The 25,744-nt window shown below is 63.5% G+C and carries 19 protein-coding genes and 1 pseudogene; 10 read left to right on the top strand and 10 right to left on the bottom strand.

Features of this window, described 5'->3' with window-relative positions:
• Position 1 precedes the first annotated feature (1 nt).
• The 4 genes from ACIQC0_RS02195 to ACIQC0_RS02210 form a co-directional block, all read right to left on the bottom strand.
• Positions 2–2,923: a helicase-related protein gene (locus ACIQC0_RS02195; protein ID WP_400532374.1), complete on the bottom strand. Its 2,922-nt coding sequence runs from the start codon at positions 2,921–2,923 to the stop codon at positions 2–4.
• 131 nt (positions 2,924–3,054) lie between these two features.
• Positions 3,055–6,174, bottom strand: a complete 3,120-nt coding sequence (locus ACIQC0_RS02200) for a DUF3427 domain-containing protein (protein WP_400532596.1) — start codon at positions 6,172–6,174, stop codon at positions 3,055–3,057.
• A gap of 159 nt (positions 6,175–6,333) precedes the next feature.
• Positions 6,334–8,733: a hypothetical protein gene (locus ACIQC0_RS02205; RefSeq protein WP_400532375.1), complete on the bottom strand. Its 2,400-nt coding sequence runs from the start codon at positions 8,731–8,733 to the stop codon at positions 6,334–6,336.
• Positions 8,734–8,991: 258 nt separating this feature from the next.
• Positions 8,992–10,136, bottom strand: a protein-coding gene (locus ACIQC0_RS02210) for an IS3 family transposase (protein WP_400532376.1) whose coding sequence is annotated in 2 segments (ribosomal slippage) — positions 8,992–9,860 and positions 9,860–10,136 — 1,146 coding nt in all. Because the reading frame shifts where the segments join, the coding sequence is not laid out codon by codon here.
• Positions 10,137–10,493: 357 nt separating this feature from the next.
• On the opposite strand from ACIQC0_RS02210, the gene ACIQC0_RS02215 reads away from it, so the two are divergent.
• Positions 10,494–11,360, top strand: a complete 867-nt coding sequence (locus ACIQC0_RS02215) for a hypothetical protein (protein ID WP_400532377.1) — start codon at positions 10,494–10,496, stop codon at positions 11,358–11,360.
• Between the two features lie 95 nt (positions 11,361–11,455).
• Here the strand turns inward: ACIQC0_RS02215 and ACIQC0_RS02220 are convergent, their stop codons facing one another.
• From ACIQC0_RS02220 to hisC, 5 genes and pseudogenes are all read right to left on the bottom strand, one after another.
• On the bottom strand, positions 11,456–12,016 hold the full coding sequence (locus ACIQC0_RS02220; protein ID WP_400532378.1) for a hypothetical protein: 561 nt from the start codon (positions 12,014–12,016) through the stop codon (positions 11,456–11,458).
• A gap of 498 nt (positions 12,017–12,514) precedes the next feature.
• Positions 12,515–12,754, bottom strand: coding sequence for a hypothetical protein (locus ACIQC0_RS02225; protein ID WP_400532380.1), 240 nt, complete (start codon positions 12,752–12,754; stop codon positions 12,515–12,517).
• Positions 12,755–12,861: 107 nt separating this feature from the next.
• Positions 12,862–12,945: pseudogene (locus tag ACIQC0_RS02230) on the bottom strand (HPr family phosphocarrier protein); the annotation flags it as partial.
• Between the two features lie 293 nt (positions 12,946–13,238).
• On the bottom strand, positions 13,239–14,651 hold the full coding sequence (locus tag ACIQC0_RS02235) for an amino acid permease (protein ID WP_400532381.1): 1,413 nt from the start codon (positions 14,649–14,651) through the stop codon (positions 13,239–13,241).
• Positions 14,652–14,708: 57 nt separating this feature from the next.
• Positions 14,709–15,800, bottom strand: coding sequence for a histidinol-phosphate transaminase (gene hisC, locus ACIQC0_RS02240; protein ID WP_400532382.1), 1,092 nt, complete (start codon positions 15,798–15,800; stop codon positions 14,709–14,711).
• A gap of 93 nt (positions 15,801–15,893) precedes the next feature.
• Between hisC and ACIQC0_RS02245 the strand changes: the two genes are divergently transcribed.
• The 3 genes from ACIQC0_RS02245 to ACIQC0_RS02255 all read left to right on the top strand — a co-directional run bounded on the left by ACIQC0_RS02245 (position 15,894) and on the right by ACIQC0_RS02255 (position 18,711).
• Positions 15,894–16,397 (top strand): Lrp/AsnC family transcriptional regulator, encoded by a 504-nt coding sequence (locus ACIQC0_RS02245; protein WP_400532383.1) that lies wholly within the window; start codon positions 15,894–15,896, stop codon positions 16,395–16,397.
• Positions 16,398–16,462: 65 nt separating this feature from the next.
• Positions 16,463–16,900, top strand: a complete 438-nt coding sequence (locus ACIQC0_RS02250; RefSeq protein WP_400532384.1) for an SRPBCC domain-containing protein — start codon at positions 16,463–16,465, stop codon at positions 16,898–16,900.
• A gap of 152 nt (positions 16,901–17,052) precedes the next feature.
• Positions 17,053–18,711 (top strand): thiamine pyrophosphate-binding protein, encoded by a 1,659-nt coding sequence (locus ACIQC0_RS02255; RefSeq protein ID WP_400532385.1) that lies wholly within the window; start codon positions 17,053–17,055, stop codon positions 18,709–18,711.
• Between the two features lie 24 nt (positions 18,712–18,735).
• On the opposite strand, the gene ACIQC0_RS02260 is transcribed toward ACIQC0_RS02255, so the two are convergent.
• A complete protein-coding gene (locus ACIQC0_RS02260; RefSeq protein WP_377215142.1) occupies positions 18,736–19,905 on the bottom strand; it encodes an MFS transporter in 1,170 nt (389 codons plus the stop codon).
• Positions 19,906–20,059: 154 nt separating this feature from the next.
• Between ACIQC0_RS02260 and ACIQC0_RS02265 the strand changes: the two genes are divergently transcribed.
• From ACIQC0_RS02265 to ACIQC0_RS02290, 6 genes are all read left to right on the top strand, one after another.
• Positions 20,060–20,641, top strand: coding sequence for a TetR/AcrR family transcriptional regulator (locus ACIQC0_RS02265; RefSeq protein WP_377215141.1), 582 nt, complete (start codon positions 20,060–20,062; stop codon positions 20,639–20,641).
• Between the two features lie 94 nt (positions 20,642–20,735).
• Complete coding sequence (locus tag ACIQC0_RS02270; RefSeq protein ID WP_400532386.1) at positions 20,736–22,427, top strand: alpha/beta fold hydrolase; 1,692 nt, start codon at positions 20,736–20,738, stop codon at positions 22,425–22,427.
• Positions 22,428–22,548: 121 nt separating this feature from the next.
• Positions 22,549–23,469, top strand: a complete 921-nt coding sequence (locus ACIQC0_RS02275) for an NADP-dependent oxidoreductase (protein ID WP_400532387.1) — start codon at positions 22,549–22,551, stop codon at positions 23,467–23,469.
• Positions 23,470–23,635: 166 nt separating this feature from the next.
• Positions 23,636–24,814, top strand: coding sequence for an ROK family protein (locus ACIQC0_RS02280; protein WP_400532388.1), 1,179 nt, complete (start codon positions 23,636–23,638; stop codon positions 24,812–24,814).
• Positions 24,815–24,930: 116 nt separating this feature from the next.
• Positions 24,931–25,389 carry a PTS sugar transporter subunit IIA gene (locus ACIQC0_RS02285; RefSeq protein ID WP_400532389.1) on the top strand — a complete coding sequence of 153 codons (459 nt, stop codon included), beginning with the start codon at positions 24,931–24,933 and terminating at the stop codon, positions 25,387–25,389.
• Positions 25,390–25,429: 40 nt separating this feature from the next.
• The gene (locus tag ACIQC0_RS02290) at positions 25,430–25,702 is read left to right on the top strand and encodes a PTS sugar transporter subunit IIB (protein WP_400532390.1); all 273 of its coding nucleotides are present in this window, start codon (positions 25,430–25,432) and stop codon (positions 25,700–25,702) included.
• Positions 25,703–25,744 lie beyond the last annotated feature (42 nt).

Genomic DNA, 25,744 nt, shown 5'->3' on the forward strand with positions numbered 1-25,744 from the left:
CTCAGTGCTCTCCTTCCGCAGGGGTGCTGAGGGGCACAACGACGAGCAGCGGCCGCACGAGACGGCGGTCCGGGGCAAGGGATGAGACGATCTCCTGTTCCTGCTCAACGCGTACTTTGTTCTCTTTGAGGCGCCGCGTGCTCATGCCGGGGAGCTGTGCTTGTCCGCGGATTTCGCTCCAAGCGTCCGCTCGTCCATGCCATTCATCGAGCCGATGGTCGGCTGCCTGGGCGGCGGCCTCGAACGTAATATCGAGTGAGCCAATGGTGTTTTTGACTGCCCGGGCGATGTAAGGCTGGTACGCCCCGGCGTCTGCAACGGGCCCGGTGTTGATCGATTTGTCGGTGAGGCCGATGCCACGAAGGTACTCGGCGAGGCTGCCAATCTGCTCGGGGATGCATAGCTTGCCGCCCTGAGTGGCGAAAAACGCTTGGGAGATGACCTGCCCTCGGCGGTTCATCAGTGTGCCCATGAGGAGGATGCTAGGTTCCTCGACGTCGGCGCGGACCACGGGAACCTCGTTGCCAGCCATGGACGCGAGGGCTCGGTCGCTGGCCCATTCGAGGACTGGGTGTAGCGGGCCGAGGAAGTGGGCCTCTGGCCACGTGGTGGCCTTCTCACCCTTCGCCGGAATGGCCTTCTTGGCCGCGTCGAGCTCGTTCTGGCCCTTGTCCAAAGTTGTGGCCAGTTTCAGCTTTTCCGTGACCTTGCGGTCGGCGAGGTAGCCCTGCGGCAGGTGAGCGAGGCGCTGCTGGAGGTCGCGGGGCGGTACGAGTTCTGCGACCTGGTGATGGGCATGGACCCTCCATTTCACCCCTCCCCCGGCGCCATTGGCAGGTGGCTCTTCGGGGTTACCGAAGGCTTCGTGGAGGGCGTCGTCGAGGTAGTCCAGCTCGCTCGCATAGAGCCCTACGCCGGTGTCTGTCGGCACCTTGGGCGAGCCGTCGCCGTCGTCCGCGGTGAGCTGCTCGAAGAAGCTGTCGAAATCGTCGAAGGCACCGTCACCGGTGTGGGCCGGGTCGAGGACGTCCTCGACGGTCCGCACGACCTGTTCCTCCGACTTTTTGCCTGTGAGGACGGCGAGGATCGCGCCTTCCTCGGCCTTAACGCTGTGCTCGCCCATGAGGGAGCCGACGTCATTGAGGGCGCCGTGGGCTTCGTGCTCGCGCTCCATGAGGCGGGTGATGACCTTGAGGTCTCCGGCAAACTTCTCGTGGTTCGGGTGCAGGAGGAGCGTGGTGATCTGGGGGTTCTTCTTCTGGCCGTACCGGTCGATGCGGCCGTTGCGCTGCTCGATGCGAATAAGCGACCACGGGATGTCGAAGTGGATGAGGTGATGGCACTGGCTGTGCAGGTTGACGCCTTCGGAGGCGACGTCTCCTGTGACAAGCACGCGGATGGGTGAGGACTCTTGCTTGAAGCTTTCGACAATCTCCTGCTGTTCAACGTCGCTCAGGCCGCCGTGCAGAATGCGGACATTCTCCGGCTTGAGGCCGAGGTCCTTGGGCAGGTGCCGCTCGAGCCACATGAGCGTGGGGACCCGCTCCGCAAAGACGACGGCGCGCATGCCCGACTTAGGACCAACGCCAATTCCCTTCAGGTACTGCGCGAGCTCCTGGTACTTGGCTGAGGGCTTCTTAAGCGACTCCTCGGTGAGGGCCCGAAGGTGTTCAAGGGCTTCGTGCTCCCGGTGCTCCGCTGGTAGCTTCGGGTCCGCGACCTTGCGGAGGCGCTCCTTGACTGTTTCGATAAGAGCCGCAGGGCTTGAGAGGAAGGCTTTCGCGAGGGTCCAGGGGAAGAGTGAGCTGTTCGCGCCGGAGTAGGGGCTGGAACCGTTTGGGGGATATAGCCAGCTATCTGCGATTTCCTGGGCGACGGCGTTCTCGGCAGGGCTTGCCGGGATCAGTCGGTTGTCTGGTTCGAGGCGCTCCATCCAGTTGGCGCCCACCTCAGCAGCTACCTCGGGACTGTGCCGGTGACGCCGGATGATGAGGCGCTGGATGTCGTTTCCGTCGAAGGTACCGTCCGGGCGGATGGCAGTGGGATCGAGGAGACGGATCAGCTCGGCAAAGGATTCCTGTTTGCCGTTGTGAGGGGTTGCCGACGCCAGGATGAGGGCCTCGGTGTTGGGGGCGAGGATCCTCGCGAGTTCGTTGTTGAGCGTACCTGCGTTGGTGAGGTTGTGGGATTCGTCGATGACGACGGCGTCCCAACGGATCTTCTGCAGGTGCGCCTTGTAGCGGGCTGACTTTAGGGTGTCGATCGAGATGATGGCACGTTTAAAGTAGGTGAAGGGGTTGCGCGTCGCCGGAAGGGTCTGGCGCACCTTCTGGATGCCGGCGGAGTCAAGGCGGACGAACGGGAGGGCGAAGCGGCACCAGAGCTCGTGCTGCATCTGTTCCAGGACGTGCCTTGGCGTGACGACCAGGACGCGCTCCGCCCTTCCGCGCCGGGCCAGCTCGCTCAGGATCATGCCGATTTCAAGGGTCTTGCCGAGGCCTACGGCGTCTGCGATAAGAATTCTGGGACGGACGTTCTGGGGGTCTAAGGCGCGGGCGACAGCGATGCGCTGGTACTCGAGCTTGTCGGCAAGCATGCGAGTGGAGACGGTGAGGCCCTCATGATCCTGCGGAATGGGTGTCTTACGTAGGGTGGACTCGAGCCACAGGCGGGCGCGGCGGTAGTTTGGGCTCGCATCGGCGACTGGGATGGCTTCTGCCGGATCGACAACCTCGATTTTGTCCAGGCTCTTATAGAAGGCCGCTGTTGTGTCGCGGACAAGCTCACTGAGTCCACGGACTCTTATCAGGAGGCCGTCACCCGTTTGCTCCACGCCTGTAACGAGCCACTCCTCGTCTCGAACGTGAACGACGGAACCTGGTGCGACGTTGAACTCGACCTGCTCGTTGACTGGAGCTGACACTAATCCTTGCTTTCTTCTGTCCCCATAGCTGCCGGTTTGGCCTAGGCAGCAGTGACCCGAGGGTCAAGACACATCTAACCATCTACATGTGCAAAGGGAACAAAGCGGGGCCACATCCCTCGCGTTTATAGTTACTGCGCAACGGCAGCAGCTGAGGCATAGACATCGGCCGGCATCGACCGGTGCAGCTTCCAGGTAATGGCGATCGGCCTCTCGCCGATGTGCTGCACGTAGTCCACCTGCCCCAGGCAGGTGTACGGAACAGTCAGGCCGGTCTCGTCATCCGCCGTGTCTCTCGTAAAGATCAGAATCCTAGAGCCATGGGAGGCCCGGTCAAGGTAGCGCCGTCCGGTCGGGCTGCTCGGCGAGGTAGCGTTTTGAGACTCCCAGTGGAACAGCTCGGGGCTAATGGCGTAGTCCTTGTACATCGTGGTCGCCGAGTGCTTCTTGTCGTCCTTGTTCAGGGTGACAAAGAACGCGTCGGTAGCCGTCGCGGGACACCACGCGACGCCTTCCCGGTGCTGGACGTTCTTGCCCTGTTCCAGCGAGCCGTACTGCAACGCCGCCAAAACCTCTTCGCGCCGGTAGGTTGCATGCGAGAGCAACGGGATGTGCTGCAGCCCTGCGCCAAGGCTCTTCGCTGCATGTTTCGATGCCGCCACTCCCAGCTGCACAACCTGGCGGATCTCGCGGCACACAAACTGGTAGCCGCGCAGGTGGTCCAAGCCGTCGTCGTACGTTGTGAATCCTCCGCCGTCATCCCACAGCGTGTAGAACAGCATGCGTGCAAAAGCCTGCTCGCGCATGCCAAGGTCCGCGTAGCGGGGCGCGTCGGGAGCAACCAGCATCGAATAGGCAGCGGCCCGTTCCGGATCGTCCACGTGAATCAATGCGGCCATGCGGCCCAGCAGCTTCTTTTCCTCCGTGTGGGACAGCTCCTCAATCTTCCCCCGGAGCACGGTCTCCAGGGACGAATAGCCTTCGATCAGCCCTGCCTGCCGGAGGTAGCCGGTCCATGAGTCCCTGGTGGACCGGTAGATCGTCTTCATGTCATTCCCCGACCGCTCCAGATAGGCCTCCAGCTCGGTCTCGGCGTATGAGGCGATGTCCCGGACCAGCTGCGCCCGGTTGAACCGAAGCTGTGCCTTGATGTTGTCCAGCACCACCTTCTGCGCCACCCGGTCCAGCACGATCTGCGAGCCCGACGGCAGGTACGGGAACTCGTCCTCGACAGCCTTCTCCAGTTCTTTACGGCCGTAGCCGGTCAACGCCCTGTAGCGCAGATCAAAACGGAACTCTCGGCGCTGCTGGCCGATGAAGTCCAGGACCGTCAGCACCGCTTTGCCCTCGGCACGGCGGAGGCCTCGTCCCAGCTGCTGGAGGAAGACCGTGGCGCTCTGCGTGGGCCGGAGCAGCAGGATGGTGTCCACCTGCGGCAGGTCCAGGCCTTCGTTGAAGAGGTCGACCGCGAAAATGCAGTTGATCTCCCGCTTGCCCAGGCGCCGCAGGGCTTCCTCGCGGTCAGCATTGTCAGTGGTGCCGTCGACGGCGACCGAGGCAATGCCGGCACGGTTGAACACCTCAGCCATGTAGCGGGCATGTTGGACCGAGACGCAGAAGCCGATGGCCCGCATCTGGTCGGTACTGGTGACCTTGTCCCTGAGTTCGCGGATCACCTTGGCGGCCCGCGCGTCGTTTCCGGTGTACAGGGCGCTCAGCTGGGTGGTGTCATAGTTACCGCGCTTCCATTCCAATTGGCTCAGGTCCACGTCATCGGAAACGCCGAAATAGTGGAAGGGGACCAGCAGGTCAGCGTCCAGAGCGTCCCAGAGCCTGAGCTCACTGGCGGTACGGCCATCGAAGAACTGCTTGGCGACGTCGACGCCGTCACCACGTTCCGGGGTCGCGGTGAGCCCGAGAAGCTGCTGCGGTTTCAGGTGGTCCAGCAGGCGGCGGTATGTGGGCGCCATCGCGTGGTGGAACTCATCGATGACGACGACATCGAAGAAGTCAGGCTCCAGCTGTTCGATGCCGAGGGAGGACAGCGACTGGACGGAAGCGAAGATGTGTTTCCACTCTTGCGGCTTGTGCTCCCCCACGTATAGTTCGCCGAAGGCGCCGTTCTGCATGACCTCGCGGTAGGTGCGCATCGCCTGCTTCAGGATTTCCTGCCGGTGAGCGACGAAGAGTAGTTTGAGGCTTCGTCCGGCGGCTTCGGAAAGACGCTTGTAGTCCAGGGCGGCAATAACCGTTTTTCCGGTGCCGGTGGCCGCGACCAGGAGGTTGTGGTTGTAACCTTTAAGTCGTTCCGCTTCCAGGTCCTCCAGCATCTCCTCCTGGTGGAGGAACGGCTGAACTTCAAGGCCTGTGGCTGCGTCCGAGGCCGCTGTGCGGCGGCCGCCGTTGCGTTCCAGGGCAGCGTCCAGCTTCTCGCCGTCGCGTTCGGGGTCGTAGCGTTGGAAGGCACGCTGCTCCCAGTAGCTGTCGAAGGTGACCTCAAACTTCTGAAGGAGTGCGGGTGTTGCGACGGAACTCAGGCGGACGTTCCATTCCAGCCCATCCAGGAGTGCTGCTTGGCTGAGGTTGGAGCTGCCGACATAGGCGGTGTCGAAGCCGGTGTTACGGCGGAACAGCCAGGCCTTGGCATGCAGCCTTGTGGCCTGGGTTTCGTAGCTGATCTTCACTTCGGCGCCGTACCGTTTCACAAGCTCGTCGATGGCGCGGCGTTCGGTGGCGCCCATGTAAGTTGTGGTGATGACCCGGAGTCTTGCGCCGCGTTCTTTGAGTTGCTCTAGGGCTGGCTGCAAGAGCCTAAGACCCGTCCACCGGACGAAAGCGCAGAGAAGATCAACTGTATTGGCAGACTCCATCTCGGCCCGGAGCTCGGCAGCAAGGTTGGGGTCGTCCTTACTGTTAGTCAGCAAAGCGGAATCGCTCAGCTTTGTGGTGGGACGGCGAAGCCCGTGGCGCTTTAGAGTGTCCTGGCGGTGTAGCGACTGGAGTTGAGTCGCGCCCGGAGCTATCTTTTCGGACGCATTGAGTGCCCGGAGGAGCATGTTGGTCAGGTTCACACGCTCCGGTGTCTTCATTTTCGACAAGGCCTGACGAGCTACCCGCGCGAGATACCGAGCCAGAACGTCGACTTGATCTTGCTCGTCCAAATCAGAAAAGACGGGTTGGAGCTCGGGCACCTCTTTTAGGCGGGCCTCCAGTTCCGTGGTGTTGAGCAGTTCATACAGTCCTTCAGCCAGCCGTTCAGCCGCCGGCCCCCCATGCGATGTGTTCACCGCGCCAGCGTACGCCAAGAGGCGAGTTGACCCACAACAGAAATCGCGCTTCTACATTTGGACGAAGCCAGAAACTGAAGCCCTTCGCCTGCCCGATAGTTCTAGCAGCCTGATACCGAAGAATTAGACGTGGAGATCGCCCGTCTCTTTTACCGCCCCTCCATCGTCAACTGATCCCACAGGACTCGAAGACTCCGCTCTACGAGGAAATTCCTGCCAGTATTCAGCATATTCGGACTCAAAACCTTCAAGAAAACGAAGCATCTCGTTAGGTGATGCAAATTTAGCCCCTAGCATGAGATATAGCGGCCGACCTAGTCCTGGGAGTTTTATCCACTCGTACGGCGAAGGTGACGAAAAGCTGACGGACCGCCCCTTCGCCTGCATTGTCGTCGTAGAGCCACCCCAAGCGTTTACTGCGGTGGACGAAACTGAGTATTTAGCGCGGACACAGCCGACTGATTCCAGGACGTCAAGAGCCGCCCGCGCCTTCCTCAGGGCTTCTTCGACTTCTCCCGTAGTAGGCACTCGATTCTTTGCATGGAGCAGTCCGTTACGGGCCGTCATAATCCCGGAATCTTTAAGTTCAGCACCCACCTTGTGAAGCGCTTCGATCATCCGTGCTTGAGAATCCGTCGTTAGATCAAGGAATGGTGTCACGTGCTTGAAAGGGAACTTTTGCAGCTGGGTCTTGTCAAAGAACTTGGGAAAATCCACCTCACTTCGCACGTGCAAGCTCTTCTCTCGTTGCAGTGTGACGAGGAGCTTCGACAGCCGAATGTACCCTTCAACGATAGAACTCAGAACCGGCTCTTCCACGAGCCTATGAGGGTCAACTGCTTCAGATGATGTCGCATTCAGTTTGGTAAGCGTAAATTCAAGCGCTTTCTGCTGGTAAAAGACGAACGGGTCCCTGTCGGTGTAGTGATCAGATAGGAGTGCCCACGTCGCAAAAACTAGGGAATCCATCAGAAACTTCTCAAGACAGACAAAATAATCAGTAGAGGCGGCGCGCAGCCCCTCAGCGCTGCTCGACACGTCTATCGCAGATGTCTTCGCAAGTCCCTCAAGGAGGTGGTGCAGCCGCCAGTACTCATCTCGCAAGTCTTCCGAGAGAGGCAAGGGGAAACCGAGCTTCCACAGGAGCATGTCGCGTATTTCATCGGCGGGCAGATCCAGTGGAATTCCAAACCGACGGGAGACCTGCGTCGCATAAGATCTACGTGACATGATGAGGCGGTCTATTATCGCAGTCGGGGACGATGACCTAAGAAATTCCTCGAGTCTTCCGGCTGTGTTCTCACCCGTTATCTCGCGAATAGTCCAGTCTAATTCATCCCTTTCTTCTTCCGAATCCAGGTTATACAGCGACCGGGCTAATTCTGAAAGTTGGAGCAGAGGGAGATCGGTATCTGCGCTAACCATCCGAACCCCAAGCCGACTCGCCTGAGGACGGAGCCTCCAAGCACCGGTACGGAAGTTCCTATGAATTCGAGGGCGCCTTATTTCGTCTCCCGGTATTTTTATTATGAACTTTCGTACGGCCGAATCAACAATCGTCTCTAACGTCGCATCGTCAATCATAAACAGGAGTTGCAGCGACCGGGCCCGATCTAGTCCGTCTATCCAGTCCTCAACTCGCGGGCTGAGACCAAGAGCAGTACATGCGGGCACGAACTTGGCACCTTGGACGTCTCTAGCATGAATCAGCAAGAGGCGCAGTTCCGCATCACTAAAAGCGTCACCTAGGAGCAGCGCAATTCCTGACGGCGATTTCAGGTCGTAGGGATTACGCCTGTCTTTAGTAATTTCAGCTAGGTAGGAGTTCCAAGCAGACGGTTCGCGCCCCACCTGATTCAGTACCTTAGAAAGGGCCGCGCGGGAGCTATTGACTTCGGCATCCCTTGATGTGTATAGGCTGACCCGATGCACTGCATGGCAGCCAACATCCGAGCAATGCTGGAGTGGAACCGAAGTTGTCGGATAAATTCGCCGCTCGTAATCTAGCTTTTTCAACCCCCATGGACCAACCAGAAACTTTCCAGCTTGAAAGACACCCTGGGGCATTGACTCCAGGAGTCGAAGTGTATCTTCATGGCCCAAAAATGACCTTTCTTCTGGAAACAAGTCAGCGGCGCGATGGTAAAGCTCGCTTCCGAAAACAAGTGGGAAGGAAAGATGTCCTTCACGAACTTCTTCCGATATTGCTAAAGCGACCGCATCAACGTCTATATTATCGACGTCGACAAGAGGTGTGATGTGCAGAAGCTTCAGGAAAGTCAGTATGTTCGCTTCCTTTGCATTAACCTTCTCCTTAGTGGTGAGTTGCGTCCGCAGACGAATGCCGCTTTCGGTTAGGCGTATGGCGTCATTTAGTCCATCTGATGGTCTGTATGAGCGCCTTATTATGCAGTTCTCCAGAACTTGGACGAGCATAGTCAGCTCGATGAGTTTTTCCCGCCAGTCTTTGTCGGGGTACTTCTCCAGTAGTTCAGCCTTAGTGAGTCGCGCATGATCAAGCATGCGGGAACTCTATATCAGAAGTGCATTAGCTGGCCGGAAGCACCACTTATGGCAGGTTCGTAGCTGGAACCGTCTGCCTGTCCCTTTGCCGACAACAGTGTCATATCCGAGCGCAGCAGCCGTGCACACCTCGGTGAGGTAGCTTCGCGGCCGAAGTGTCATGCCTGCCATACCACCTATATGACGTGCCGCTTCACCATATCCCGCGATGTAGTTCCAGGGCCTGGGGACTGCCCCGGCTTTTGTTGACTCGGGGTCTTAGGCCGCTGTGAGCGCGGTCCGGTTGATTGTTTCATATTCGATGGGCGTGAGTTTTCCCAGCCGTCTTTGCCGTCGCCGGCGGTGGTAGGTCCGCTCGATCCAAGTCGTGATGGCCAGCCGGAGGTCCTGCCTGGTGAGCCACCGCGGACGGTCCAAAACGTTCTTCTGCAGCAGTGAGAAGAACGATTCCATCGCGGCGTTGTCCGCGCACGCACCGACCCTGCCCATCGAGCCGGTGAGCCCGTGGTGCCGGAGGGATTCGACGAAGCGACGAGACCGGAATTGGGACCCGCGATCCGAGTGCACCACTGTCCCCGCAGGGCGGCGTGCCCCCACCGCGTTCTCCAGCGCGGCGACGGTCAGCGAGGACTTCATCCGCGAGTCCATCGAGTAGCCGACGATCCTTCCGGAGTAGACATCCTTCACCGCGCAGAGATAGAGCTTGCCCTCGGCAGTGGGGTGTTCGGTGATGTCCGTCAGCCACAGCTCATTCGCCGCGGCGGCGGTGAAGTCCCGCTCCACGAGGTCGTCGTGGACCGGCGGCCCGGGTCTGCGGTTCAGGCCCCGCTTCTTCGAGAACACCGACCAGATGCCGTGGTCCCTGCACAAGCGCTGGACCCTGTTCTCACCCGCTGTGATGCCCTTCTCCGGGAGCTCGTCGGCGATGAACCGGTAACCGAATGCCGGGTCGTCGGCGTGGATGTCCAGGGCGGCGTTGACCAGGTGCGCATCGACCCAGTCCCGTTCCGTCACCGGGCTGGCCCTCCACCGGTAATAGCCTTGCTTGCTGAATCTCAACACCCTGCAGGTCACCGCCACGGGAACACCGTCGGCGGCAAGATCCGTGACCAGCGGGTAGATCATTTTGGGTTGATGTCCCTTGCCAGATAGGCAGCAGCCCGGCGCAGAATCTCATTCTCCTGCTCCAGCAAGCGGTTCCGCTTCTTCAACTCCCGCATCTCGGCCGACTCCGCCGCCGCCGGGCCGGCCCCGGATTCCTTACGTTCGGCTATGGCAATCCAGCGCTTCAACGTCGTGACCGAAAGCCCGAAATCCTTCGCGATCTGCGCCAGCGGCGCCTCGCCCTTGCGGGCCACATCAATAACATCCTGGCGGAACTCCGCCCCATAAGCCGTGGGCATGGTCAACATCCTTCCACGAGCACAAGCTCGCTAGGTCAAGGAGTCAACAAAACCGGGGGCAGTCCCGACAGCTCCGGCTGCCCCGCCGGTCCGGGAGCGATCGCTTCATGGATCAGCCTTCCACCTTGTCCAAGGCCTGGTTAGACATGGTCTCCAGGGCGGTCTCGCGAGCGCCAGCAATGCAGCAACGAGGACGGCACACATGACGCGATACTAGGCCTAGTTATCACCCGCGCGAAAAGAGGACACATTTGACCATATGGTCATCTAAGACAGGGCAGAGTCAGATCGGATCGCTCCGACATAGACATGGCGGTTCGATAGGCTGAAGGCACAATTCCGAGTCAAGAGGTAGAGATGACTGATCCCGTGACAGCGCTGTCAGCCGTTGCAAGCGCCGCCAAAGCTATCGACCCTGATTCCAAATCCGTCGACTTGGGAGTGTCGCTTTGGGGTAAGGTGCTGGGTCCCCCGGCGGAGGCGCTGGGCAGGCATTTTGAAAGACGCGTAGAGCGGTGGTCAGAAAGCAACCAGGCTAAGCATGTCTTGAAACTGGCTGCCGCGAAGTCTGACACCTCCAGACCCGGAAGTGTTCCCCCGAGAGTTGCTGCTGCGGTTCTGGACGCAGCCGAATACAGCGATAATGAGTTCGTCGCAGAATACCTGAGCGGGGTACTGGCCTCGGCCCGAACGACAGATGGAACGGATGATCGCGGCGTGTCATGGTCGGCGCTCGTTGACCGTTTGTCTTCTGATGCGCTGAAGCTGCACTACGTAATCTTCTCAACAATGCGTCACCTGATGGAAGGCGCCGACGCAGATGTGATCAGCACCTGGTGTAAAAAGCACATTGTCATTAGGTATCTGGATCTACTGCCTATGATGGGCCTCGGGATTAACTATGAAGCCATCAGGCGGGTCCTTGACGCCGCCTATACTCTTCAACGCGAGGGGATGATTGACGCCCTAACTCACGGTAGCGAGGACCATCTGACGGGCCTTCCGTGGGGGCTATACCAGCTGCCGGCCGGAGGTGACGTGCTTATTGTTTCCACAACGGTTCCCGGTATCCAGTTATACCTCCAAGGCCACGGATACGGCGGCGCTTGGGCGTCTGCAATCGCCGATACTGACCGAACTTTCGACGCTGCGGGGAAAGTGGACCCCGCCCTTTCGAAAGTGGCCGGACACTGGCTCGAAGAGCTGCCAAGGAAAGCGGGGTAACGCGCCTAGAGGCCGCCTAGTTAGTTGAGACAAGCACGGAGCACAAAAGTGTGACCGAGCCCAGTTCTCATCACTCTCCGTTCCGCCTCATGACGCTAGAACAGCTGGGAAGGCAAGTCGTCGAAATCTACATATTTCCCGTTCTCCGCTTGCTTGATCACGTACATGGCGTCCTGCATCCATTCACGCAGTTTGAGGGAATCGCCTGATCCTATGGTCTGGCTGCCAACGGCAAGAAAGGGCCGGAGCGACGTCCGAAGCTTTCCTGCCTGCATCTGGTCCTCCAGGAAACCCAACATGGACGAGGCCTCAACCTCGGTAGCCGTTTGCAACGACTTCTGCGGGACGGGTCGCCGATCGATGGATTCAATCTTGGTTTCCAGTCGTTCTACGACCTGCAAAATCAACTGCTCCGGGGTGCCTTTCTCGCTTTCCATCCGTTGATGAGTAGTCCATCTTTGGAAAGCCGACGCAACAGGGTTCATCATGTCCTTGAACGCCGAAGGTAGGCCTGCGCTGGCAGCTTTGGCCCTGAGCTGCTGCACCGCCTCCTCGATCTCATCAGGCATAAGCCCGTACTTGATGGCCCGTTGATCCTGGATGTCAAAGGGGGACCGCTCATCGTCCCCATCCATGATGACGACGTGCTTGTCCATTGCGTGAGCAAGGGCGAGCTCATAGAAGACGTTCGGGTTTCGCCCAGTTATGTCGGCGACACAAATATCTGACTGCACTATCGAACTGAGCATTGCAGCCGAGATGGCTAGGGGAGAATCGTGTTCGTCCGCCCGCTCCACCTGAAACTCAGGTGCTGGCAACGCCGCACGAACGATGTATTTGAGAAATAGATCGGCTCGCCTGCGCTCTGGGCTAGTTGGTCCTCCTATTGGAGAGATAACGAAAACACGCTTCCCGGCGTTGTTGTTCTGCGGTTGATTAGAAGCAGGCAATGGAAACCCCCGGTGATAAGTGCGAGAAATTCACATCCTAGTCAAACAGGGGCTTAGACTTGTGCCCGCCATGCTGGGTGAACGGTTGCCACCGCTCTCGAGGGCGGCTGGGGGCGACCCCACGTACGTTATGAGCCGGCTCAGGATATCCGCCCCATGACGACAGGGCAGAAGGTCCCAATCTTCAACCAAGCGGACAGCAAGTCAGTCGGAGGTTTGGGACGGCGACATTTGCGGCGCCCAGTGCGGCGTCTGAATCCTGTTTCTGTTGTGTGAGGTGATACCGTCCTGTGGGACGGTCCCGTCGAGAATCTTCAGTGTCAGATGGTCCAGTCGCCCGGCGAGCTTATCGACCTGCTTGGCGACGCCGGCGCCCTTGTCGGTGTTGGCCGCAACTTTCTTCATCATCAAGGTGGCCGCGGTGCCCTCGGCGTTTAGGTCCACAGCCCACTCCGTGAGCTGCTCGGGTAGGAGTCGTGCCACGTATTTGACCATCACGTAGCCGACGGTGTGGGCGCGCTTTTCTGCTGCGGCTTGACATCGGTACTTCGAGCGCGAAGTACGAAGACGTCGCCGCAAGAAGCGCCGATGCTCATCAGGGAGAGGATGCTGGCCGCATCGAGTGCCTCATCCGCTACACATGCGGGACGAGGATGAACGCGCTCCTATTCGGAGCCAACAACACCCAAAGTGGCCCGTATCGGACCAGGCCTTCAACCACTTGGTTGACCTGGAGACGGATCTGGACGCAGAAGCGCAACACTAGCCAGAACTGCGTTGCCAGGGTGGCGTACACACGGTGCGTGCCACCTGATGCAACTCCCCGGCACTCCTGGAACGATGCTCCACATCCACGCCCGGAGGGCGCGCCCGGCCAGACCGGACGCGCCCTCCGCGCGCAGACGTACCGCGTGCTGCAGCGTGTGATTCAGTCGATGAGCACCGACTGCTTGTCAACGTCCGAAGATTCGACACGCGGCCGCTCGTCGCGCTTCCGGTGGTTGACCCAGTTCGCCACCGCCAGAAGTGCCACCAGCCCAAAAGTGCTCAGGAGCTGCGGACGTGAATCCTCGCCGATGAAGCCCACCGTGAAGATCGCCGCGAGGATCAGAAGGCCAAGGGAAGTGAGCCACGGGAACCCGGGCATCCGCAGCGGAAGCTCCGTTCCCTCACGGTCGGCGCGGAGGCGCAGCGCGAGCTGGGCCAGAAGCGCGGACGTCCACACCAGCAGGCAGGTAGAACCCACAATGTTCAGCAGGACCCCGAGCACCATCTCGGGGAAGGCCATCTCCAGCACCACCGTGACAACGCCGAAGGCCACGCTGGCCAGGACCGCCACCACCGGGACCCGGGCCTTGGACACGGAGGCGAGAACACGAGGTGCCTCACCGCGCTCCGCCAGGGAGTACGCCATCCGGGAGGCGCCGTAGAGGTTGGCGTTGAGCGCGGACAGCAAGGCTGCGACGGCCACGAGGGTGATGACGGTCGCTGCGCCAGGCATGCCGGCGGCCTCCAGCACTGCAGCGAACGGGCTCTTCAGCCCCTCAGAACCCACGGGAACCACGGCCGCGATAATGAAGATCGAACCGATGTAGAACACCAGGATGCGCCACAGCACGGTCCGGACTGCCTTCTTGACGCTGCGGGCCGGCTGAGCCGTCTCGGCTGCCGCCACGGACACAATCTCGGTGCCGCCGAACGCGAACGCCACCACGAACAGCGCCGTCGCAATCCCGGCAAAGCCGCTCGGGGCGAAGCCCTCGCCCATGAAGTTGGCCAAGCCGGGCGACTGCACGCCCGGCACCAACCCGAGGAGCAATGCGAAGCCCACCAGCAGGAACCCAACGATCGCCACGACCTTGAGCAGGGCGAACCAGAACTCGAACTCGCCGAAGTTCTTCACGCTGGTCAGGTTCACGGCGGTGAGCACCACAATGAACACGAAGGCCATCAGCCACACGGGCAGCGCCGGGAAGATGGTGGCCAGAAGGCCCGCCGCGCCGAGCGCCTCGGCGGCGATCACCACCACCAGCTGCAGCCACCAGAGCCAGCCGACCGTGGCACCGGCCACCGGCCCGTACGCCTTGGCGGTGTAGACGGAGAAGGCGCCGCTGTCCGGGTTGGCGGCGGCCATCTCGCCGAGCGCCCACATCACCAGGATGATGAGCGTGCCGGCCACGAGGTAGGAGATCAGCACCGCCGGGCCGGCGGCCTGGATGCCCGCGCCCGAGCCGATGAACAGGCCCGCGCCGATCGCGCTGCCCAGGCCCATCATGGTGAGCTGCCGGGGCTTGAGGGCCGCGCCGAGGGCGCGGTCAGACGTCTTTGTCTGGTGTTCCATGGGGATTCCTCTAGTTAGTAGGTGGAACGGGTTGGGGATTTTGGATCAGCTAGTAGTTCAGGCCGCGTGGGCTGCGAGGAGCCGGAGCACGCGGTTGTTGGAGGCGGGGTCGGCAACGGTGATCCGCAGGCCGTCGCCCTGGTACGCCCGGACCAGGATGCCGGCGTTGTCGAACGCGTCCACCAGCGTGGCCAGGCGTTCGCCACCGGCACGGATCCACAGGAAGTTGCCCTGGCTTGGCTGCAGCCTCCAGCCCTGCGCCTCCAGCGCAGCGGCCATCCGGCCGCGCTCCTGCTTCACCAAGGAAACACGCTCCCCCATCTCCTCCCCCGCGTCCAGCGACGCGACGGCCGCCTTCTGGGCCAGCGCGCTCACCGAGAAGGGCAGGGCGGTCCGACGCAGCCCCTCGGCGATGGCCGGCGTCGCAATCGCATAACCCACGCGCAGCCCAGCGAGCCCGTACGCCTTGGAGAAGGTGCGCAGGATGCAGACGTTCGGGTACCGGCGATAGAGCGCCAGCGAGTCGGGGCCGCTGCCGGCGTCGGCGTACTCCACGTAGGCCTCGTCGATCACCACCAGGACGCTGGACGGCACAGCCTGCAGGAAGGCCTCGACGCGGTCGTGGCTGATCGGCACGCCGGTGGGATTGTTGGGGGTGCAGAGCAGGATCACCTTCGTGCGGTCGGTGACCGCGGCGGCCATGGCGTCCAGGTCGTGGCCCTCAGCCTCGTCCAGCGGGACGCGGACCGCCCGGGCGCCCGCCAGCTCCACCAGGATGGGATAGGCCTCGAAGGAACGCCACGCAAAGATGGCTTCATCCCCGGCGTCGCACAGCCCGGTGATGATCTGCTGGAGGACGCCCACGCTGCCGGGCCCCACCGCAACCTCCCCGGCCGTGACGCCCAGGTGCCGGGCAAGCCGTTCGCGGAGTTCGACGGCGGCCGCGTCAGGGTAGCGGTTCATGGTGCCTGCCGCTTCAGCCACCGCAGCGGTGGCTGCGGGCAGGGGCTCGTAGTGGCTTTCGTTGCTGGCGAGGGCTGCGATGTCCAGGCCGGTGCCGCGCCGGCCCGGGACGTAGGCCGGCAGTCTGGTCACCGCCGCGCGCAGGGTTGGAAGCGCGGGTGGCGCTAAGAGTTGTTCGGGGGTCATGAGGACCGATCATGGTTGTGACCCCGCGCACAATGCAAGATACCCTCAACCCATTGGGACTTCTGCTCAACTTCTAGAACCTCTGGTGAAAATATGACCATCACTACCTCCCGCACGCTCGATTCGCTCGACGGCCGGATCATCCTCGCCCTCGACAAGGACCCCGAAGCCAGCGCCCTGGCACTCTCCCGGACCCTCGGCGTCGCCCGCAACACCGTCCACGCCCGGCTCGCGCGGCTGGAACGCAGCGGCGCGCTCCGGACCTTCAGCCGCAGGCTGGACCCCGCCGCGCTGGGCTACGAACTCACGGCATTCCTCTCCTTGCACATCAGCCAGACCCGCGCCGGGTCGGTGGAAGACGGCCTGGCGGCGATCCCGGAGGTCATCGAGGTGCACGCCACGGCCGGCGACGCGGACCTCATCGCCAAGGTGGTGGCCCGCGGCACCAGCGACCTCTACCGCATCACCAACCAGATCCTGGAAATCGATGGCATCCAGCGCACCAGCACAGCCATCTCCGTGCTGGAACTGATGCCGCCGCGCTTCGACGGCCTCCTGGCCCGGCTGACCGAGCAGGAGGCGCGCACAACGCAGTGATCAGGCATGCGCATGGCTCCCCTCGGCCTCTCGCCTCCGTGTGCCGACGAGCGCATACTGAACCCATGGCAACCTATCGCCTGTCCACGTTTGTCGCCGCACCGCCCGAGCGGGTTTTCGCCACCTGGACCGATCCCGACCGGTTTCCTGAATGGATCGGCGGAGTCACCGGCGTGACCGACCGCGTCGGCCCCAGCGATGAAGCCGGCAGCCGCTACACGGTGCACTTCGGACGGATGACGAGCCCCACCGAGATCCTCGCGGCCGAGCGGCCCCGGCACATCCGCACCCGCTTCGGCAACGCGATCCTGAAGGGCGAGTCCGATGCGACGTTCACGCCCGATGGCACCGGCACCCGCATCGACCAGATGTTCGTGACCCGCGGGTTCGTGTCTGCGATTTTCGGCCGGATCTTCGCGACGGGGTCATATCGGGGCAGCTTCCGGGGCGAGCTGGAGGACTTCCGCAAACTCGTCGAGCGAGAGGCGCTGGGGGAACAGTAGCCGCCCGGTCAGCGCTGCAGGCCCCACGGCTGTGAATGAGTGATACGGACCACAGCTGGGCATATTCTCAGTTTCTTGATTCTCTGCTGCCAATAAGCCCACTCGAATGTTGGGGTGTTGTCTATCTGGACACCTAGGCGCAGGATTCCTGCATGACTTCCCTCACCGTTTCCGGCCGCGTGGCACAGGTTCTCAGCAGCTATGTCAGCGACGTCTTCGGCGTCATGGGTAACGGCAACGTCTACTTCCTGGACGCCGCCGAGCACCAGGGCCTGCGCTTCACCCCGGTCCGGCATGAGGGCGCCGCTATCGCCGCGGCTGACGCCTACTACCGCACCTCGGGTCGGCTCGCCGCGGGCACCACCACCTACGGCCCCGGCTACACCAACGCGCTCACCGCCCTGGCCGAGGCCGTCCAGGCGCAGATCCCCGTCGTGCTGGTCACCGGCGACGCGCCCACCAGCGGCGCCCGGCCGCAGGACGTCGACCAGGCCGCCATCGCGGCCGGCCTCGGCGCGGCCACCTTCACTGTCACCCGCGACGCCGCGGGCGCCATCACACGGCAGGCGGTGGAGTACGCACTCACCCGGCGCACCGCCGTCGTGCTTGCCATCCCCTACGACCTGGCTGCGCTCGAGGCTGCGGACGAGGACCTTCCGGAGCCGGCGGCTTTGCAGGTGACGGACGACGGCGGCGCGGACCTTGCGCGGGTGGCCCGCCTCCTCGCCGGGGCCAGGCGGCCGCTGATCCTGGCCGGCCGGGGTGCGCACCTCGCCGGCGCCGGACCGGAACTCCGCGAACTCGCCGACCGGCTCGGCGCACTGACCGCCGGAACCGCCCTGGCGCTCAACCTCCTCAATGGCGAGGGGTATCTGGGCGTAGCGGGCGGTTTCGGCACCGACACCGCGGCCGGCCTCATGGGCGAGGCCGACGTGGTCTTGGTGGCCGGGGCGAGCCTGAGCCCGTTCACCATGCGGTTCGGGCACCTGCTCGGGCCGGACGCCACCGTCATCCAGATCGACACCGCGGTAGAGCCGACGAATCCGCGGGTGGATGTGTTTGTTCAGGCGGATGTGAAGGCCGCTGCATCACGGCTGTTGTCGTTGGTTGATGGTGAACTCGCGGCGGCTGGCTGGCGCGCCGAAGCGGCCCGGCGCCTGGCCTCGGGTCCAGGGCACCACCCCGGCTCCGGGTTGGCTGAGGACGGCCGGCTGGATCCGCGCGCCCTGGCCGCCGCGCTGGATGCCGTGCTGCCGGAGCGCCGCACGGTGGTTCAAGACGGCGGCCACTTCATCGGCTGGGCACCGATGTACTGGAACATCCCGCGGCCGCAGGACCTGGTGATGGTGGGGACCGCGTTCCAGTCCATCGGGCTGGGACTCGCGAGCGCCGTCGGAGCTGCCCGCGCGCTGGAGGATGGCCGCACCCTGGTGCTGTCCTCGGGCGACGGCGGGTTCCTGATGGGTCTGGCCGATCTTGAATCGCTGATCTCTGTGGGGCGCAGCGCGATCGTGGTGATCTACAACGACGCCGCCTACGGGGCCGAGATCCACCAGTACGGCTCGCAGGGCCTGACCGAGAAGCCAATGCTGATCCCCGAGGTGGACTTCAGCGGTGTGGCGCGGGCGCTTGGTGCGGAGACCGCCGTCGTCCGCTCGCTTGGTGACCTGTCCGCGCTGCAGGACTGGATCGACGCCGGCGCTCACGGGACGTTTGTGGCCGACTGCCGCATCACCTCCTCCGTCCGGGCGCCGTGGCTGACCGAGTGGATGAACGCCTCCAAGGCGGCGAAAGCGGCTGTGGCGGGGTAACCCTCTGTGGGGAATGCCAAGGCATCACGCAGTGGGTTCACCGACGACCGCCCTATGCGAAGACGCACGCACTACCAGCGTTGTCGCGCTGAGCAGTGACGCCCCAGCGGCGGCGACCAACAGCGGACCCAGACCCAACACTGGAATCAGCGCGCCCGCCACCGCCGGGGCCGCGACCGAGCTGAGCGCCCCCACGATGAGGCAGGCCGTGAACGCCTCGCCTGCGCGCCCTGGCACCAGTTCGGCGGTCCAAATCGCGAGCACCGCGGATCCTGCCATGTACCCGGCTCCGAAGATGCACCCCGAGACCGCTGTAGCAGCCAGGGAATCGCCGGCCAGCCCGAGCAGCGCCAGTGCTGCACCTACCGCTCCAAGGCACAGTCCGCCAACCCTCGGACTGCCCATCCGGCGCGCGAAGGTTCCGGTCGCCACGCCCACCAGGCCGCAGATGCCGATGCCCGCATAGAACGCCGCGACCGCTCCCGCGGGGAGGGCGCCGCTGTCCAGGACGTCGGCGGCGTAGGTGAAATAGATGACGACGGCGGCAAAGTAGGCCACCGAATAGGCTGCCGGACCCCTCAGCGCTGCAAACAGTGACGAGGTGGCGTGACGGGTGGCCACCCGGCGGGCCGGCCAGGTTTTCGGTACCAGGCGAAGATTCAGAAGCGCCGCGGCCACCGCAGCCAGGGCGGTGCCCACCCAGATCAGTCGCCACGATCCCAGCAGCGCCGCGACGGACAGCCCGCCCAGCAATACCAATCCACCGCTGGTGCCGGTGGTGATGACCGCCAGCGCCCCGGGCTGCTCCCGCAAGGGCACCGCACGGGTCACGATGTCCGAGTAGGGTGCCCAGACCAGACCGCCGGCGCTGCCGGCCAGGATGACCCCCGCGGCGAGCAGCCCGGGAGACTCCGCGAATGCCACGGTCACCGCGCCCAGGACACCACAGGCTCCGCCCATGGTCGTCGGAGCACGCGAGCCATACCGGGCAGCGAGGCGCCCAGCCAACAGCAATCCAGCCAGGTATCCGGCGAACGTTGCGCTGGCAATAATGCCGAGCACCAACTCGGACAGGCCAAGATCTTCGCGGATGTTCGGCAGCGTCAGACCGTAGGCGTAGCGGGCCATGCCAAACGCGACTCCGACTACCGCCGCTCCGGCCAGGCCGATTCGACCGCCAGCTGAAAGCCCCATACAGCTTCTCCTCACTGTGGCAGAGCGCCTTCGCTGCCGCCACCGACTCACACGGGCCCGTCTGCCGCGTTGAATTTCTCCCCCGAAAGGTTGTAACGCTCGTTACGCTAGAGCAAAACTGTCGTTCTGTATATGGGTTGCCTAGACTAACGGGATGACTATCGGCCAGCGGTCCCCTGCACGCACCCGGCTGCTCGAGGCGGCCGACCAGGTACTGTTCGAACGCGGCATCCGGGACACGCCCGTGGACGATTTGCTGCGCCAGGCGGAGGTCTCCGCGGCCACCCTGTACACCCATTTCGGCAGCAAGGATGGCCTGGTTGCCGAGGTGCTGCGGGTCCGCCTCGCGGACTGGCAGAGGGCCTGGGACCAGCACATCGTTGCGGCCGACAATGACCTGGACCGCTTGCTCGCGGTCTTCGACGCCCTGGCCTCCTACCGGGACACCCAGGGCCATCCGTCACGCTGGTGCGCATTCCTGGCCGCCGCCAGCGAGCTCCCCCAGGCCGCGGACGAAATCGGCGAAGTCCTGGCTCAGGACACCGCCCTGCTCTCCGACCGCCTCCTGCACCTGTCCCGCCCACTTGCCGGTGAGGGCGCCCAGGACCTGGCCCATGAAGTGCTTGTGGCCTACACCGGGGCCCTGGCCGGATTCCTCCGCGGCTCCCCCCGCTCCCCGATCGACGTGGGCCGCCGCCTGGCCCACGCAGCAGTCCAGGCCCACAGCCGCAACTGACGCATCCATCTGCCGCCCCGCCTGCGCGTTCCCGTGGAGGAGCGCGTCCTGAATCCGCCCCCGCCTGGTAGCTTCCCGGGCGTACCCTGAAGGTGTGGACCCCGGCGTCGTCGACCTCCGGCTCCGGACGGGTATCACGGTGCCATGCCTCGTCGCGGGCGACGCCGACGCCCCGCCGGTGCTGCTGTTGCATGCCTGGGCCGAATCCCGCTGCAGTTTTGACCGGCTGATCCCCCTCCTGTCCGGCTTCCGGGTTTACGCCCCCGACCTTCGGGGCCAAGGGGACGCGGACAAACCGGAGGCCGGCTACTCCCTCCGGGAACAGGCCGAGGACGCCGCGGCGATCCTCGACGCGCTTGACGTACGGCGGGCCTTCGTCGTCGGTTCCTCCAGCGGCGGCTACGTGGCCCAGCAACTCGCCGTCGCCCATCCTGGCAAAGTGGCCGCGCTGGTACTGGCGGGTTCTCCCCTAAGCCTTCAAGGAAGGACCGAGTTTGCCGACGAAGTGGACGCGCTGGCGGACCCCGTCGACGAGGACTGGGTCCGGGATTCGCTGACCTGGTTTCCCCTGCAGCACGAGGTCCCCCGATGGTACGTCGAGGACAGGGTGCGTGACGGGCTCAGGATGCCCGCCCACGTGTGGAAAAGCATCCTGGCCGGAAGGATTGATGCTTCCGTGCTGAAGATCTACCCCCGCGTGGGGCACCTGGTCCTGTGGGAATGCCCGAACCGGGTCGCGAAGGATGCTGCTGCGTTCTTCCGCTCGCATGCCCAGGGACCTGGCCAGCCCGGCCCCGGCCACACCGCCGGCTCGCTGGTTGGCCGCGTCAAGGCGGCCTACGACAACCTTCCGCTGCCGTTTCCCGTCGTGGCCGCCATGGCCGCGGACCTCCTCCTTGCCCGGCTCCGCCCCATGCCGCTTCCCGGGTCCCGTGCCCTGCACCGGGCGTCAGGGACCGCACTGGTGATTGCCGGCCTCGGGCTTAACGCCTGGGCGCTGGCGGAACGGCGGCGCAACTCACCGGGCCCCTTCGCGCTCGAACGGCCGGAGGAACTGGTCACCAACGGCCCTTACGCGTTCTCCCGCCACCCCATGTACGTGGGCTGGTGGCTTATCGAACTGGGCGCGGGAACACTGGCCGGCTCAGCCTGGGTCCTGGTGACCATGCCGGCGGAACTCTTAGTGGAACACCCCGTGGTCCGGGAGGAGGAAGCCACCCTGGCGGGACTCTTCGGGGCCTCCTACCGTGACTACGCGGCGAAGGTGCCGCGCTACCTGGGGCATGCCGGACTCCCGAACCCACTCACCACCCTACGAACAGGAGCGATTATCATGACGGAGCGGCACCTCACCGTACGGCGGCAATCGGCAGCATCCGCAGCCTCCATCTGGGCCGTGTTGGCCGATTTTCCGAACCTCGCCCGAGTCTGGGACGGCATCAAGGCGTCGGAAGGCATCGGTGGCCGGACGGCAGGCCTGGGAGCCCGCCGACGGGTCCGGCTGTCCCCGTTCGGCAGCATGGTTGAAACAGTCACCGCCTGGAAAGAGCACCAAGAACTCGGCACCGTGAATAAGCCATCGGCGCTGGTGCCGTTCAAACAGGCGCATTCCAGGCTTACCCTCGAGCCTGCCGGCAGCGGAACATCCATGACCTTCCACTACCGTTACGTGCCCAGGGGCGGGCCCTTGGGCACACTGACCGGCATCGCGATCGACAGAATGCTGACAGCAACATTCACGAGCATGCTGGCTGCCATCGACAAAGCGGCCGTCAAGGCAGGCTAAGGAAACGGCCGCCTGGCTCCAGCACGGGACCAGGCGGCAGGCAGCGTTAGCCGGCAGTGCGATACCCCACTTTGTAAAGCTATCTGGAATAGTGGCGCGCGGCTTCGTGGTTGTCGCAGTCATGAAGGCAATTACTTACAGCACATACGGAAACCCCGACGTTCTCGAATACGGCGACCAGCCGATGCCGAAGGTCGGACCCGGAATGGTCCTGGTCAAGGTCAAGGCAGCCGCGGTGAACCCGGTGGACTGGAAGATCATGGCCGGCGGCCTCGACGCCGTCATGGACTTGCAGTTCCCCGCCATACCCGGCTGGGATGTGGCCGGGGTGGTGGAGTCGGTGGGGATCGATGCCCGGCAGTTCCAGCCCGGCGAAGAAGTCATCGCCTACGGCCGCAAGGACTACGTCCACGGCGGAAGCTTCGCCGAATACATCGCGCTGCCGGAACGGCTCCTCGCCCGGAAGCCCGCCTCTCTCGACTGGAATGAAGCGGCCGGTCTGCCGCTCGCCGGCCTGACCGCCTACCAGGTTCTGAACCGGCTTGGCCTGAAGTCCGGCGAGACGGTCCTCATCCACGGCGGCGCCGGAGGCGTAGGCTCCCTGGGAATCCAGATCGCTGTGGCCATGGGCGCAAGCGTCATCGCCACCGCTTCCGAGAAGAACCACGAATTCCTCCGCTCCCTGGGCGCCGAACCGGTTGCCTACGGGGAGGGGCTGGCAGAGCGTGTCCGCGCGCTGCGCCCCGGCGGCGTGGAGGTCGTTGCCGATTTTGTGGGCGGAAACCTCGAATCAACTTTGGCGGTCCTGGCCGAAGGCGGTCGGCACGCGTCCATCGCCGACAGTGAAGTGGAAGAGCACGGCGGGCAGTGGATGTGGGTCACCCCCGTGGCTGCCGACCTGCAGGAACTGGCGGACATGGCGGAGAGCGGCAAGCTCCGCGTGGAAGTGGCTCAGGCATTCCCGCTGGAAAAGGCCGCGGACGCGTTCCGGTCCAACATGGAGGGGCACACGCGGGGCAAGATTGTCATTACTGTTGACTAAAGGCCTGGGGTGTAACTGATCGGCGAAGGCTCCGTCCGTTGGGCGGAGCCTTCGCCATGCCGAACCTCTCTTGGTTGAGACCTGCGACACGGTAGGCTTTGGCCTATTAGTATCCATAAATCGGACCGACAGATCTCCGGGCATAGCCGGATCACGAGAGGCTGGAATGGCGCAATCACTTTCGACAGGATCCGGCGTGGTCCTGGACCTGATCAGGTCCGGGGAGGCGACCACTAGGAATGACCTCCTGGAACGGCTGGGGTGGTCCCGCATCACCCTCGCCCGCAGGCTCGAGGAACTCCTGAACGCCTCCATCATCATGAGCGTGGGCCAACTGGACTCCCGCGGCGGGCGTCCGCCGGAAACCTTCGCCGTAAAGCCCGACTCCGGAGTGCTGCTGGCCCTCGACATCGGCGGCTCCCACAGCATGGTGGCCATCACGGACTTGGTCTCCACGGTCCTCAGCGTTGACCAGGCGGACATCGGCCCCAGCCAGGGCCCGGCCGAAATCTTTGAGTGGGCCGGGCAGGTCTTCGACCACATGCTGGACCGGCTCGGCAAGACCAGGGCCGACGTTGTGGGGATCGGCGTCGGCGTCCCCGGTCCCGTTGACGTCACCACGGGGCGCCTGGCATCGCCGCAGGTCGATCCCCAGTGGGACGGCGTTGCTGCCCGCGATTACTTTGCCAGCAGGTATGGGCACGCGGTTCTTGCTGTGGACCGGGACGTCAACGTCATGACACTGGCAGAGGCCCGGCGGGGAAGGGTCAAGTACCAGGACATCGTCGGCGTCAAAGCCGGCATCGGCATAGGCCTGGGGTTCGTACTTGACGGCGCCGTGTACCGGGGGGCGCGCGGCGGAGCGGGCGACCTCAGCCGCCCGCGGATGGGCGGCGGGCGGCTGCAGCGGCTCGAAACTGTAGCCAGCGGAGCGGTAGTGCGCGCCGAACTGGTGGCGCGCGGTTACAAGGTCCGGACAGGGGCCGACATTGTCGAGCTTGCCGACAGCGGCGACCACCGCACCCTAAGCCTCCTCGAGGAAACAGGGACAATCCTCGGCCAGACACTGGCCGACATCGTCGGCCTAATCAACCCCGAAGCCGTGATTGTCGGCGGCAGCCTTGCGGCGGCCGGCGACGCCTTCCTCCGGCCCATCCGGGACGCGATCTACGCAGGGGCACGGGAATTCGCCACCCGGGATCTCGTCGTCGAAAGATCCGGACTTGGGGCAGTGGCAGGCCTGACCGGGGCATCACTGCTGGCCCAGGACGCACTCTTCGCTCCGGCGAGGATCAGCCGGCTCACCCACAGCGGCGCGACGTCCCTCGTCATGGCGGCCCCCTAATCAACCCTCGCCGCAACATACTTTGGTCTACTTGTAGACTTAAGCCCCTGATTCTTGCTACGGTGATCTGACTCACATCGTCGTGATGTGATCCGTTGACTGAAGGATCCCCACCCGTGGCTTTGAACCTCGCTGAAGAACTCTCATCCATCACCACCAATGTGGCCGCTTCCGACTGGCGGGAAGCTATCCGTCGCGCAGGCGACGGCCTGGTGGCAGGCGGTGTCACAACAGAGGACTACACCGACCAGATGATCGCTGCCGTCGAAGAGCACGGCCCCTACATCGTCATTGCGCCGGGCGTCGCCCTCGCCCACGCCCGGCCCTCTGAATCCGTCAAAAAGGGAGGGCTCAGCTGGGTCAGCCTTGCCTCCCCCGTCGAGTTCGGTCACAAATCCAACGACCCTGTGTCGCTGGTCATTGGCCTCGCAGCCCTCGACCACACGGCCCACATCGAAGTCCTCCGGGCAGTCGCCGGGATCCTTTCGGATCCGGCCACCCGCGACGGCCTTGACGCGGCGGCGAGCCCGGAAGAAGTCCGCTCCCTACTGGCCAGCGCCGCCTCCCCGAAATAAATAACTCCAACATCACCTCGGAATCGAAAGGCAACGAACCATGAAGATCGTCGCTGTATGTGGAATGGGCATTGGGACATCCGTGCTCCTGAAAATGAACGCCGAAAAGGTCCTCCAGGACCTTGGCATCGACGCCGACATCGAGGCCGCCGACATAGGCGTGGCCCGCGGCGCCGCACAAACGGCCGATGTCGTACTCACGTCCCAGGAACTCGCACCTGAAATTGGCGATGTCCCGGCAGAGGTCATTGTCATCGACAACTTCTTTGACCTCGACGAAATCCACAAGAAACTGTCTGCCGCCGTTCAATAGACCGGGCCGGCGTTCCCCCTCACTCCTGCATTACCTCCCCAA

It is taken from the genome of Pseudarthrobacter sp. NPDC092419 (assembly GCF_044755045.1).
Taxonomy (GTDB): Bacteria; Actinomycetota; Actinomycetes; order Actinomycetales; family Micrococcaceae; genus Arthrobacter.